This is a genomic window from Paenibacillus sp. FSL W7-1088, assembly GCF_037969855.1.
Lineage (GTDB): Bacteria > Bacillota > Bacilli > Paenibacillales > Paenibacillaceae > Paenibacillus.
In genome coordinates, this window is record NZ_CP150216.1 from 6,118,588 (window position 1) to 6,131,679 (window position 13,092).

Sequence of the window (13,092 nt, forward strand, 5' to 3'; positions counted from 1 at the left end):
TAGGATTCCGAAAAATCAAAAAAGAGCCGGCATCAGCCGACTCTTAAAACTCTAAATCCATGCACGCAGGTTAACCTGCTTTATAAAATCCGCCTGTGATATAACATCGTTCGCGGTTTCCTCTTCCTCTTCCACAGCTTGAAAATCTCCGTTCATCAGATGATGAAACAGTTTCTCATTGTGTGTCGCAAGGGCGTAATCTATCAACGCTTCTCGCTCGACCCGCTCAGCTTCCTGCTTCAGCAGAACCTCTTCTAGATCGACGTCGCCGGATGGAACAAAAAAGTTCCGATTCACCTGCGGCACTCGAAGCACGTAATCGAACGCATTGTCCGGATTCCGGTCATAAGCGATGATGAAACCATATTCCCCCACAGGAAGATTCTGCTCAAACGCATCCGCGACGATGACAACCTTCTCTCCTAATCGCAGCATCGTCTAACCTCCTGGTAGTCTATCTTTTTATTATTTGTATAGTCTACTAGAAAAGAATAGCGATGTCTACGATTACTAGAATTAAACAAAACATTTGTGCAAAATCTTTTTTTCATTCCGTAAATTCTATCATTTACCCGATGTTTGCTTAGGGGGCTTGCGGTCTACTCGCACCACAATGAACCAATATACGATTAATGGTGTGGGAAATCCCGTGATGCCCCACAATCCCCATAACCAGGGGAAACGGCCACGCCTGCGTGCATCCTTAAAGATCCATGTTCCCTGTAACAGCAAAAAAATAGCAATCAGAATAAGCCATATGAGAGGAATTTCATTTAAAGAATAATGCAGATCATTCATGACGAGTCTCCTTCCGGCGTCGCCCTGACCAGATTATTACCACGGCAATCGCTGCGCACAAGCTAATCGCCTGGATACCCAAATATAGAGCTGGAGCCGAATGGAATAGCAAGGCACCAAAAGCGATAATGAACAGTCCCACAATCCAGAACAAGATCATTTCGATCCGATTGGCTCGTCGTCTCATTTGTCTTCGTTCCTTGACTTGGGCTTCAATGGAGGCTAATGAAGGTATATTTACAGGCTCATACGCATCATCGAGCACTTTCATCTGCTGTTGCATCCGCATCAGAATCTCTTGTTCATCCTGTTCTTCAGATCTGCTCATGCTCATCCCAGCTCCTTTCTCAATTGACGAAGACCATAGGCCGTTCGAGACTTCGCCGTTCCGGATGGAATACCCAGCATTTCACCAATTTCATCATAGCTATAACCATAATAATGCTTCAGCAGGACGGTAATACGATGTTCCGGGGTTAACCTTGTCATGGCATCCATGACATCTGTCCATTCTTCATTGCGGCTCTCAAATTGCCATCGCAATTTGCGTACAGCCTGATTACGAATGGCTTCCAACCAGATCTGTTCTCTTCGCCTGCGCCTAGTCTTGTCGATATATATACGGGTGGCAATCGTAATCATCCATGACGAAAAGGCAGACGAGCCATCGTACCTATGAATATTTTCCATACATCGAATCATCGTATCCTGCACCGTCTCCTCAGCAACGTTGGGGTCCATCGTTACTTTGACAAGATACTTATACACAAAGGAGTAGTGACGCTGCAGCAGTTCTGCCAGTGCACTGTCATCCCCCTGTATCGCTCTCTGTACCTCTTCCAGTTCGGCTGCCTCCATCTGAATCATCACCTGCTCTCCGCTCAGTCTTATGTTATTACGACAGGCTCTGCAGAAACGTTCAATTCAATCCAAAAAAAAGCTGAAGCCGACAATTTCCCGGGCAATCAGACTTCATTTCGGTAATCTTGCAGTTTGTCGAACCACGGTTGGTTGCGGGCTCCGTTGCTTAATAAACGCCTTCTCCATATATTCTGCTGTTGATCCTTGATTGGATTCATCTCATTATTCATGTGTTTATGTAGTTGAGGACGCTGGGTAACTGCTTCTATTCTGCCACTTTCCATTGCTCGTCGGTTTTCTTCAATGATCAGGTTCTCGGCACGTTGTCCCAACTGAATCACTCGCTTTTTCTCCACTTCTAATTCCTCGCTCTCATTAGACGATCTTCTGTAGATACTTGTCAACGATCTGTATGTAGGACTAAACGGGATGTAACTTTGATAAAAAAGAGGCCGAAAACAAAAAAAGAACGCAAACCGGGTATAGACCACAGTCTGCGTGCTTCGCAAGTTAGGGTGTTTCTTTTTATTGCTTCAGTTAGATGGTGCTTTAACGCTTGTAACAACTAATTGCTATTCTAATGAAAAAGTTGTCACTTGTCCAGACTTTCTTCACATAAATTGTCGGATCATCTTGCAGAGACGTAAGGATTGTTTTTCTTCTCATAACCAATTGTCGTTTTGGGACCATGACCTGGATACACTTTGACCTCATCGGAGAAGGTGTATAACTTGTTCTGGATTGAATCGATCAGATCCCGTTCACGGCCTCCGGTCAGATCGGTTCTGCCCACACCCATACGGAACAGAACATCACCAGCAAACAGATCGTCACCACATAACAGACTTACACTGCCTGGGGAGTGTCCTGGTGTATGATACACTTTGAACGTATGACCAATAAAGTTCAAAGTCTGTCCTTCGTCCATGGCATATTCAGCTGGATCTGTTGAAAGCGGCGGGGTAGCCTGCGGCCAGTTCAAAGAACCATTTAATTTTGGCGTTGTGAGCCAATCACTCTCCAAGTCATGCAAATAAACAGGACAGCCTTTCAATTTGCGAATTTCATCCACACCGCCCATATGATCAAAATGCGCGTGAGTGAGCAGGATCGCTTCGATCTCCAGGTCCTGAATGGCTTTGAGTAATGGGCCCGGATTCATTCCAGGGTCAATGATTACGGCTTTACCTGGATCATCCCCCTGCAACAGATACGCATTGGTCTGGAGCGGTCCTAATGAAAACGTACGAATGTTAAGCATATCGGCTCAGTAACCCGAAATCAGTTCACGCAACTCACGAATAATAGCTGCATTGGACTCGGTTCCTTCCCCATAACGTTTCCCAATCTCTTGACGTGCAACAGCCAAATTATCCTGATAATCTGCTGCTTCACGGTCCGGGTTGTTACGTTTGAATTCAACCATAACTTCCTGCACATGTTGCGGACGAGGTCCCCATTGGCCCAGTACATGTCCGCCTGTATCTGCAAAAATAACGACTGGGACAGAGCGTCCGCCCATCGTAAGGAACTCATCCATCACTTCAGGATGATTTTCCAAAATAAGAACTTCTGTCGGAATGCCGGAGATTTCCAGCGCCTGGAACACGACCGGAACATTGCGTACCACGTCGCCACACCAGTCAGCAGCCAAAATTAACACACGCAAATCATCGCGGTGATTCAGGCTTTCGAAAAATTCACGATCATCCTCACTTGGCCACGCAAAGTTGTCGTAGTTTGCCTGAAACTCACTTTGGTTCTTCGTCATGCTCTCAATGAAATCTTTCGGTGGCAGACCTTTACCGAATTTGTGAGACAAGTTTGGTTTCCCCATATCTAGACACTTCCCTTCTTTTTACGAGCATTCATCCATTTAATAAGTACATAAATAATCATAAGTGCGAGAGCAACGAGCAGAATCGGCATAATATAAGGTGCCGCTTTCTCGTTGATATGTTGCCATTGATCTCCAAGTATCATCCCTAAATATATAAACAATGCAGACCAAGGTATAACAGCGAGGGTTGTCAGCAAAATAAATCGACCCGTATGCATTTTGGATATGCCGGCAGGAATCGATATGGCATGCCTTACGACCGGAACAAAACGCGCCGTGAAAATGACCCCTGTCCCATACTTGCGGAACCACTCTTCGGAATGGTCGATGTGCTTTTTCTGGATCAGTATGTATTTTCCGTAGCGTTCAAGTACAGGTCTTCCGCCATAACGGCCAATCCAGTAAATAAATAGCTGGGCTATGACACCGCCCACGGTACCAAAAATCAATGCACCGAAAAAATTAATATGGCCTTGTGAAACGAGAAAACCTCCATATGCCAGTACAATTTCACTCGGAATAACTTCAAGCATTAGTCCAAGCATAATTCCAAAGTATCCAAGACTCTGAATCCAATCGAATAATTGATTGACAATGTTATGAATAACGTCCATCTCGACCCTCTTTCTTCATCCTGATTGGCAGTGCCCTTCCGCACCATGGATGTTCGTCCCTATTTTATCACAGGCCTCTAGCTGTTGCTACTTCACCCGTCTGGTATAGTGTCCCGCAGGCAGCCGTTTGCATATGGTATCGGGAGAGGAGCGTGAGAAAATGTCATTTAAATCAGCACCCGGTACTCCCCCGGTCAAACATAACACCCCAGGCCAGAAGCTGCCTTCTGCCCGAGGGATCCGAAGAGCATGCAGCAAGGAGCTGTATCGAACAGCCAAAAAGCTAAAGGTATATATCTCTCCCGAGCTGATGAAGCAGGCGGAGGAATTATATTATGGGAAGGTCATCGCCAATCTGCTCTGGATCGGAGAAAATCGGGATAATCGCAAAAAATTATGCGAATGGTGGAACGCGGATGTCAGCGCTGAGATTGCGACTCTATGGGGTGTGGAGGTAGAACCGCTGCAAGCTGCCTTTAAGAATGCGTTTGGCGGATATCGCCTGTAGGTTGGGAGTACTGGACAGGTAGACGAACAACTTATGGTGCAGCATATGCATATTGGTCGATTTTGAATAAACCCGAACTGCGTCGTAAACCAATACTTTCGTTGAACCCACGCGATATCATTCATGCCGTTAAATGTTGAATCATTCGATTTCATAAATCTCGTTCACCATCCGCGTTGAATGAGGTCAGATATTCAGGGACTTTTTCTGGTCACTTCTGAAGCAAGTGGACCAAAAGCAAGGAGCCGCAAATGATTCCCATAACGTAATGCTTCTTCTCCAAGCCCAAAACGCCGATCATTTCTCTCCTCCCCTGCTGCCACTTCTTGAGCCAATTGTCTATAGCGTTCGTACATCCTTACTCCAGCAGCAGCGGTCTGTCTTCCTCGTTCAGCATACCCTGACGCCAGTTCCCTCCGTGATGCCTGTTCCATCCAGTACAAGGCTTGGGACTGGCTGGACGCGTCAAAGCGATTCAGGGCCAGGCCATGTTCAAAATAGTTCCCAGCCGATTCCCCCCTACCCGATTGAGCGGCCAACCGCCCCAGCTCTCCGTAGAGTTGGGGTGAAGCAGGGGAAAAGGACAGGCTCTGCACCAATATGGATTCAGCCTTTTCCGCTGGAAGCGTGCGGGACAGGGAGATGGCGATATCCGGCCTGTAGGGGTTAAACTTGTACGCCGCAGTAAGCAGCATCTTTCGTTCAGCACCTTCTGTATTTTTTGACAGGGCTAAACGATATTGTTGTTCTGCTGCCACTTGTTGTCCAGCAAGCCAGACTGTGCCGCCAAGCCAAAACATGACGAACAGTCCGGTCAATATCCGTTGAGGCCACGGGCTTATTGGGAGGAAAAAGCGAGGGCGTTTTGGGTCAGCCGCGGATTCCTGTAAAGTCGGAGACGAGAGAGCCCAACCTCCAAGCCAAATGAACATCATCCATAGGAAGGTGAAGCTCCAGTCAAAGTCCATAGCGCCATGGAGGCCAAAAACAATAACCGAAGGCAGCAGCTGAGGTGCATGCCTCCACATCGTCCGCAGCGTGGAAAAGAACCATCCGGCGATGAGCAGCAATCCGATCACGCCTGTATCGAGAGCCAGATCGAGGAAGCCGTTGTGGACCTCGCCTCCGACATAAGGCGAGGATTGGATGGCGCGAAACATGTTGCGCCATGTCTCTCCCCCGTGGCCCAGCCATGCGGCCTCGGTCCAGAGCTTCAGGGCGTCCCGCCACATCTGAAGGCGGGACAGCCCTGTGCCGACACCAGCCGCCATGCGGTCGGCGGTGGAGGCCACGGCCACAGTGCTGGCGGTGATCCCCGCCAGCACTGTGGCCGTAAGGGCAGCGGTGCGCGTACGAGCGCCGCTGTGCCACAAACGGCACAGCAGCAGCGTGCCGAGCAGCGCAGCTGCCCATGTCCCGGCCAGTGCCAGCAGGCCGGGCACGGGTGCAGGCGCCAGCTGGGCCGCAGCCAGCTGGCGGTAGAGCCAGGCCGCGCACGCCAGGGGCGCGGCCGTGGCCAGCAGCAGCGGCAGGCGGGCACCGCGCCGCTGCAAAGCGAAGGCGGCGACCGCGGCGCAGCCGGTCGCCAGCCAAGCGCCGCGCGACTCGCTCAGCAGGAGCGCGGCTTGCGCGGGCATGAGCGGCAGCACTGCCGCGATGAGCCGTCCGGCCGACAACGGCCGGGCTATGGCGCGCGCGGCGGCGGCCAGCCGCTCCAATGCGTACATGCCAACAACGGCACCGTACGCATTGGGGTACTGCAGCAATCCGCCGAGCCGGGCTCCGGCGGAACTGATCTCGGGGTCAGCGGTTCGCATGACCCCGTAAGGCAGCGGCAGCACACCGCACGCGGCAAGCACGCCGCTTAGCACAAGCAAGCCGCCTGCCAATTGCCAGCCACAGGCAAACCATCGCGCTCCGTTCGCGCGTGCGGCCAACGTAACGGTTAGCAACGCAAATATCGTCAGAAGGCTCCAGCGCAGCATCTCATCCATGCTTCCCTGTACGCTGACAGAGCCTATCCATACATGCAGGCCGAACCAGACGGCCATAGCCAGGGGCCAAAACATCCAGCGGAAATGAGCATGCTGCATAATGGCAGCATATAGTCGTTTGAGGTATTCCAACCACTGAGCGATCCCTAGCTGTCCTCTAGCCTTCGGTGCATTGAAGCACATAATGAACAAAACAAACCAAATAAGCACACTTCCTGATGCCATCCATACAATGGGATATACGTCCGTAGCATAAAACAATCCCCTACATAGACATCCTGCCAACAGTAAAGCCACTGAAATTAAACCAAGAACTGCCGTTAATACCGAACCTGATAATCCGGAGAACACTATCCCTTGATTTGCTTTGTCCACCTTGTCCAGCCTATTTGTATTATCTAACTTACTCCACTTATCCTTCTTATCTGATCTCGCCCCCTTCATGCTTCTCCCTCCTCTCTCTCTCGTCTCCGTATTCTTCTTAATTAATTTCTAGAGTAAAAGGCTGGGCAAAACCCAGCCCCTCCTCATCAAACCGTACGTGAGGTTTTCCCTCATACGGCTTTCCGATGTTCGTCATTCATGCGCATGCAAATTACAACAGCGTTTTTAGTCCATATTGGCTGGCGATATATTTAACCTCTGATACTGAACCCATCCATTTTCTGCGTTGCCTCTTCTTCGCGTACCACCGGGTTAACCGTTGCAACATATACCAATCCAGCTTAGCGAGTCTCTTTTGGCTGTAGCTTGTGTAGTAATAATTTCTCCACCCTTGAATCTTCGGATTGAGCCATTTCACATGCTCCGCAAACGATCTGGATCGCATACTCGGTGGGGATAATCGCTCTTTAATCACTCCACGAATACGTTCTTCTGCCTGTTGGGTTAGCCATTGCTGCGTGGTGTAGTATACCTTCCCTTGCGACGTTTCTGCTTTCGTTTTTCGGTGGTGCATCCCTAAAAAGTCGAATCCTTCGTCTCCTGTCCATAAGCCTACAATGCGGGTTTTGGTCGGGTGCAGGGTTAACTCCAGACGTTCCATGATTCTGCGTATAAGTTCATATGCATGCTCCGCGTCCTTTTTGGTTTTGCAGACCACCACAAAGTCGTCTGCATACCTTGTCAGTTCTCCCAGACCTCTTCCGTGTTTCTCCCATAGTCGGTCAAAATAGTTCAGATAGATATTCGCCAGAAGCGGTGAGATCACACCACCTTGCGGCGTTCCTAAATCAGAGCGCCGTACGTTTCCTTCTTCCATCACTCCCGCCTGAAGCCACTTCCGTATTAATTTCAGGATCCGCCTGTCGTTGATGCGCATCTGCACCAATTTCATCAGCTTCTCTTGATTCATGTTATCGAAGTAACCTTGGATATCGACGTCGACTACCCAATTCCCTTTGCGGTTGCAGGCTTTCCGAATTCGTTCCAGCGCTCCTTTCGCACTTCGTTTCGGGCGAAATCCAAAAGATACATCCTCAAAATCCGCTTCAAAGATGGGTTCAATCACCAGTTTCGTTGCCATCTGTATGACTCGGTCGCGCACGGAGGGTATGCCCAGCGGTCTTGGCTTCCCATCTTTCTTGGGGATATAATGCCGCCGTACAGGCTGCGGATGGTAGTTGCCTTCTTTCAACGCTCGTTCGCAGTCCTTGAGGAAGTTCATTTCTCCTTGTTCCTCCACATCTGCCAGCGTCATGGCATCTACACCTGCCGCTCCCTTGTTCGCTTTCACTCGTCTCCAGGCTTCGCACAAGACATCCCATCGGTAGACTTTGTCGTACAAGGCATGGAATTTACGCTTGCCGTTCTCCTTGGCCACATGACCTAGCTTTTCTTGGAGTTGTTGAACTTTTTCCTTTGGTGTTGTTAGCCGATTGGCATTCACTCACTCGTACCTCCTCCAAAAGCATAAACAAAGCAGGGCTCCTTCCCTCCCCAAGGTTATGTTGTCCTTGGGTTCTTGGGTACTATGAGCCCCTCGGACTCCCTTCCCACAGACGTTTCACTTCGTCTTTTGGACTTATTGAATGTCTCTTTACGAATTCCTAAAAGAAAAAAAAAAATCCGTGTGGGGGAGGGTCTCCCCAGTTCACTGCATCCTCTTTCATTCCATGCTGTTCCCTATACGCCGGAGGATTCTTCGCTGTCGTTCCAAGTTCTTCACAGCTTCCTTGGCCTTCGTCCAGATTCGCGAGACTCGGCTTCCTCTTGTCCCTCTTGCGAGGCCTTTTTAACGACGCGGCAGGATTCACTTTATGTTACAGCCTGGCTTGTTGCTCGCCCTGTCTCTGACAGGTACTTTCGTCGATACGCTTTTACGCACAGATTTCGCCATACGCAAGTATCCTAGCTACGCAGGGGCTTGGCCCCTCCTGCGACCGGACTTTCACCGGCTAGAAGATGCGTGCTTAGCTGGGCACGCCAAACCAAAAAAGACAGAAGCCCCAATAGGGTCTTCTGCCTGATTTCATGCCTTTGGCACATTATATATATTTTCACGGGACCCTCTTACCAGTATGTCCCATCAACGGCGATGGCAGACGAACTGCATCGTCTCAAACGATCAGCACCAAATCATGTATCTATCCTTTTTGCCATCTGCCATCAAACATTATGCATCACTCTTCATTATCTCGTAAACATTCAACAATGATCACAGTGGCTAGCACCTTGAGTGGCATCTTTGATCGATTCCCCTTTTGAATTCTCTTGGTTTGCATCTATCCCAAGGTTCGCCGCAGCTTCTTTCAGCTTGCCGCCACCTGGGAGCAAGTCCGCACAAGCCCGCTCCAAATAAGGATCTGCGTGAATGAAATCACGGAATGCGGTATATTCGTTCCACATGTCAGCCGTCTGCCCAGCCTGGCCTCGTACGGCGCGGATTAAAATATTTTTCGGCGTATGCTCCATGTCGATAAATTCAAGCAGCTGCGTTTTGTAACCCATCAGATCGAGCAGCTTGGCACGAATGGCATCCGTTGCCAAAGCGGAGAAGCGTTCCTTCAGAATACCGTGTGACAATAACGGATTCATCACGTTGGATTCAATCTGGTCAAACAGCTCGTGCTGACAGCATGGTACAGATAAAATGACCGAAGCGCCCCAACGAACAGCTTTCTCCAAAGCAGCATCGGTTGCTGTATCACAGGCATGCAGCGTTACGACCATATCCACTTCATTCAGCTCGTCGTAGTCAGCGATGTCTCCAACGAGGAACTTCAGGTCACCGTAATGCAATTTCTTTGCCAGATCATTACAGTGTTCAATCACATCGGCTTTTAAGTCGAGGCCAATAATGTTGAGCGATCTGCGCTGTTGTACGGACAAATAGTGGTACAAAGCAAAAGTCAGATATGATTTTCCACAGCCAAAATCAACTATGGTGAGTGGGCGCCCCTCTGGCAAATGGGGGATAACGTCCTGCACCATTTCGAGGAAACGGTTGATCTGTCTGAACTTGTCGTACTTGCGAGCCAAAACGCGGCCTTCCTCGCTCATAATCCCCAGCTCGACCAGGAATGAAACGGGAACTCCATCTTCCAGCACATATTGCTTTTTGCGATTATGCGAGAGGTCCACCGCCGTCTTGGAAGCCGACTTGGTCAGGATGGACACTTTATATTTTTTGCTGATCAAAATTTGATAGTCTGCGTCTGTCGTACAGAGCAATCCTTGACGAAACGTCTCTTCGCACAGCAAAGTCATGCGTTCTGCCGCTTCAGCCGGAGTCAAATTCTCGTGCAGCACTTTGTTGGTATAATGAAATGCGAATTGATAATGAAGCTGATTCTTGAGCGTTACCGGCTTGACTTGCACTTTGGTATACGAGACATTGTCCCGTCTGCGCAGCTGGCTCCAGGTCGCTGTAATCAGCGAATTCTGTTCAAAGATGTCTTGTATAAGCTTTCGCAATGAATCCACGGGGGTACATCTCACTTTCGATTTGGTTTGGTCAACCGTTACCATACCACAATTCCGTTCCCTCTCCAAGTTAACGGCGTATTCAATTGGTTTATCGATTCAGCTCGGCAAGCCCCTCTTCCACTTCCTCACGAGGCAAACCACCTTGCTGCAATTGCTCATCTTCCAGTTGTCTTAACCTTTCATAGAAAGCCTGTACCTCACCCCGGTAATGAATGGGATGGTTGTCATCTACCTGAAGCAATCTGTACCAGCTATTCTCAGCCTGATCATAACGCCCCTGCTGTTCACGATACAAGGCAAGCTGCTTTTCCGTTCGTGCCGGAAGTTCATATAGTTTCGTCTGCTCCAATATTCCCTCCACACGACCTGGTGCATCCAGCAGCTTCGGATTAGCCCCATGATTCAGTGCGTACAGGTAAAAATGAAGTGATCTCATCAGACGAATGAGTGCTTCATCCTCTGACTCCATTTTTTCCTGGTCATCTATGCCCTCTACTTTGGCCTTTTCATTATAAATGTACGCCTCTTCTTCGATCAGCCTGGCGGCGTGTTGCAGATTGTCCACTTCAATGACGCCGCGAAAACGGAACATTTCAATGACGTCTTCAGCCGGCAGTGAGTTCAGCAGAGATAAATTCAGTCCAAACTGCCTGCGCAGCAGCTCGTCCAGTTCGGACAGGGCCTCCGTATGTTTTCGCTGTTGTTTGAGTGTAAATACTTTGCCGATCGCTTCTGTCATTTCCTCCATCATGCGGAGCAGATAATCTTTCCTGAACATGCTATGTGCCCCCTCATCGTTCGATCATGTACATTCCACTTTGACTTGCATGATCCATTCTCATCATTTTAATTCATGCCATGACAAAAAGCCAAAACATGGTTTAATGGCTCTCCCATGCTCTGTCCCTGAACAAATAAAACCCCTGCCGTTCTGGAACGAACGTTGCAGGGGTTTAGCAAGGTATCGGCGCTCCGCCAAGGAGGCGAAATCATCGGATACTCTATTTATGTTCTTTTAAAATTAAATTCACTTCGATAATCCCGTCAAAAATGATGTAATGACCTGAATTAATTCTTCCGGTGCTTCGTACATGCTCATATGTCCTGCCCCAGGAATCACGGCTTGTGTAATATGTGGCTTGTCACTTGTAAATGTACGTTCCGGCGGAATGACAGCATCCTTCTCTCCGGCAACCAGCAGGACAGGAAGTGGTGTCGCCGACAATACATCACGCCGGTCCGGACGTTCCCGCATAGCCAGTGCAGCTCCAGTTGCCCCTTGCGGAGCAGTCTGATAACCAATTTCCTTCACACGTGTCACTTGCGCTGATAGCGATTCCACATGTTCTGGTGCAAACAAACCGGGAACCAGTCCATCTACAAAGTGAACAATGCCTTCCGTCTGAATGGTGGATACTGCGCGAAGGCGTTTTTCCTTACCCTCCTCACTATCCGGATACGCTGTGGAATGAATCAAGCCGAAGGCATTCAATCGTTCTGGGTGGCGCTGTGCAATAGAAAGTGCGATATATCCGCCCATGGAGTGACCGAGCAGGACAGCCTTGTCCACCTTTAGCTCGTCCATTAATTGCAATACGTCATTGCCCATCTGATCAATCGTATAACTACCTACAGGCGCGTCCGTTTTGCCATGTCCACGCAGATCGGGTACGATGCAACGATAGCTGCGTGCAAGCTCAGGCACTACTTCATCCCAGTAGGATGAACTGCCGCAGTATCCGTGGAGCAAAATGAGTGCTTCTCCCTTACCCTGTTCGGCATAACAAATCGTCGTTCCGTCACACATCACTTTTTCCATATAAATCCCTCTCTCTGCGCGAATTAAATTAATTCAAGTTGTATATTATTAAGCCTGCATACCATTAATGAAACGTTTATCTGTATTTCACTGCTTCAGCGACCGCCTCTGCAATCGTTCGGGACATGCCCATAACGAAATGAAGTGACGTCATCTGTAGAATGGAATAAGGTCTCGGTCCATTTGCATTCACTACAGCAGCTACGCTGTAATGACCAACCGGTGGCAGCTTGCCGCCAACCGATTTTGCCGGAATAAGTGGATGTTCCGCAAGATAGTATGTACCTGTTGCCTGTTTCGGACCCAGACAAGCATCTATGGCGATAATGGCATGATGTGACGGGATAAGCGCCAGCCTCCTCTCCAACGTATCCGCATCACAAGGAGAAGCCAGAGTCCCTACAACGTGATTCACTCCGGCCTCCTGCAGCAGACTGCCTGTCAGTGGGCCCAGTGCATCTCCGGTGGAACGGTCTGTACCGATACAGATAAAGGTGATTTCATCAGGTGAATGAAGTTGATAGATGTGCTTAAAAAATAATACCAAGTCTTCTCCCTGCACATTTTGGCGGGCTTCCCTACTTTGATGACGAACCAATTCCCGCTTATATACTGCCAATCTCTTACCTCCTTTACACATGTACTCCTACCTGAGGCTCTATTGTTATATTCCTCATTTTACCCGATGCTTGATTTCGCTGCAAAAGCATTGGCCTGAGCCTGTCCAATCA

15 protein-coding genes are annotated in these 13,092 nt (G+C 49.1%); 1 reads left to right on the plus strand and 14 read right to left on the minus strand.

Translation table 11 applies throughout. The features are described from left to right. Positions 1–51: 51 nt before the first annotated feature. The 8 genes from MKY42_RS27650 to MKY42_RS27685 form a co-directional block, all read right to left on the minus strand. A complete protein-coding gene (locus MKY42_RS27650; protein ID WP_339846247.1) occupies positions 52–435 on the minus strand; it encodes an ATPase in 384 nt (127 codons plus the stop codon). 129 nt (positions 436–564) lie between these two features. Further along, the gene (locus MKY42_RS27655; RefSeq protein ID WP_339846249.1) at positions 565–798 is read right to left on the minus strand and encodes a sigmaY antisigma factor component; all 234 of its coding nucleotides are present in this window, start codon (positions 796–798) and stop codon (positions 565–567) included. Next, positions 791–1,126, minus strand: a complete 336-nt coding sequence (locus MKY42_RS27660; protein ID WP_339846252.1) for a YxlC family protein — start codon at positions 1,124–1,126, stop codon at positions 791–793. The genes MKY42_RS27655 and MKY42_RS27660 overlap by 8 nt, the downstream gene beginning before the upstream one ends. A 2-nt stretch (positions 1,127–1,128) precedes the next feature. After that, positions 1,129–1,665: an RNA polymerase sigma factor SigY gene (gene sigY, locus MKY42_RS27665; RefSeq protein ID WP_339846255.1), complete on the minus strand. Its 537-nt coding sequence runs from the start codon at positions 1,663–1,665 to the stop codon at positions 1,129–1,131. A gap of 98 nt (positions 1,666–1,763) precedes the next feature. After that, positions 1,764–2,015, minus strand: coding sequence for a hypothetical protein (locus MKY42_RS27670; RefSeq protein ID WP_143067095.1), 252 nt, complete (start codon positions 2,013–2,015; stop codon positions 1,764–1,766). A gap of 272 nt (positions 2,016–2,287) precedes the next feature. After that, positions 2,288–2,920 carry an MBL fold metallo-hydrolase gene (locus MKY42_RS27675; protein WP_090904734.1) on the minus strand — a complete coding sequence of 211 codons (633 nt, stop codon included), beginning with the start codon at positions 2,918–2,920 and terminating at the stop codon, positions 2,288–2,290. A 6-nt stretch (positions 2,921–2,926) separates the two neighbouring features. Continuing rightward, positions 2,927–3,496, minus strand: a complete 570-nt coding sequence (locus MKY42_RS27680; RefSeq protein ID WP_179263007.1) for a thioredoxin family protein — start codon at positions 3,494–3,496, stop codon at positions 2,927–2,929. Between the two features lie 2 nt (positions 3,497–3,498). Then, entirely contained in the window at positions 3,499–4,113 is a 615-nt protein-coding gene (locus MKY42_RS27685; protein ID WP_062329994.1) for a DedA family protein, read from the minus strand. A 160-nt stretch (positions 4,114–4,273) separates the two neighbouring features. On the opposite strand from MKY42_RS27685, the gene MKY42_RS27690 reads away from it, so the two are divergent. After that, positions 4,274–4,621: a dehydrogenase gene (locus tag MKY42_RS27690; RefSeq protein WP_090904732.1), complete on the plus strand. Its 348-nt coding sequence runs from the start codon at positions 4,274–4,276 to the stop codon at positions 4,619–4,621. Between the two features lie 194 nt (positions 4,622–4,815). Here the strand turns inward: MKY42_RS27690 and MKY42_RS27695 are convergent, their stop codons facing one another. From MKY42_RS27695 to yyaC, 6 genes are all read right to left on the minus strand, one after another. Further along, entirely contained in the window at positions 4,816–7,059 is a 2,244-nt protein-coding gene (locus MKY42_RS27695) for an O-antigen ligase family protein (RefSeq protein ID WP_339846263.1), read from the minus strand. 151 nt (positions 7,060–7,210) lie between these two features. After that, complete coding sequence (gene ltrA, locus MKY42_RS27700) at positions 7,211–8,503, minus strand: group II intron reverse transcriptase/maturase (protein ID WP_339843657.1); 1,293 nt, start codon at positions 8,501–8,503, stop codon at positions 7,211–7,213. Between the two features lie 758 nt (positions 8,504–9,261). Further along, the gene (locus tag MKY42_RS27705) at positions 9,262–10,584 is read right to left on the minus strand and encodes an SAM-dependent methyltransferase (protein WP_339846265.1); all 1,323 of its coding nucleotides are present in this window, start codon (positions 10,582–10,584) and stop codon (positions 9,262–9,264) included. Positions 10,585–10,630: 46 nt separating this feature from the next. Then, positions 10,631–11,320, minus strand: coding sequence for a DUF6483 family protein (locus tag MKY42_RS27710; RefSeq protein WP_090904730.1), 690 nt, complete (start codon positions 11,318–11,320; stop codon positions 10,631–10,633). 249 nt (positions 11,321–11,569) lie between these two features. Then, positions 11,570–12,361 carry an alpha/beta hydrolase gene (locus MKY42_RS27715; RefSeq protein WP_090904729.1) on the minus strand — a complete coding sequence of 264 codons (792 nt, stop codon included), beginning with the start codon at positions 12,359–12,361 and terminating at the stop codon, positions 11,570–11,572. Between the two features lie 76 nt (positions 12,362–12,437). Beyond that, a complete protein-coding gene (yyaC, locus tag MKY42_RS27720; protein WP_256222507.1) occupies positions 12,438–12,980 on the minus strand; it encodes a spore protease YyaC in 543 nt (180 codons plus the stop codon). Positions 12,981–13,092: the final 112 nt, after the last annotated feature.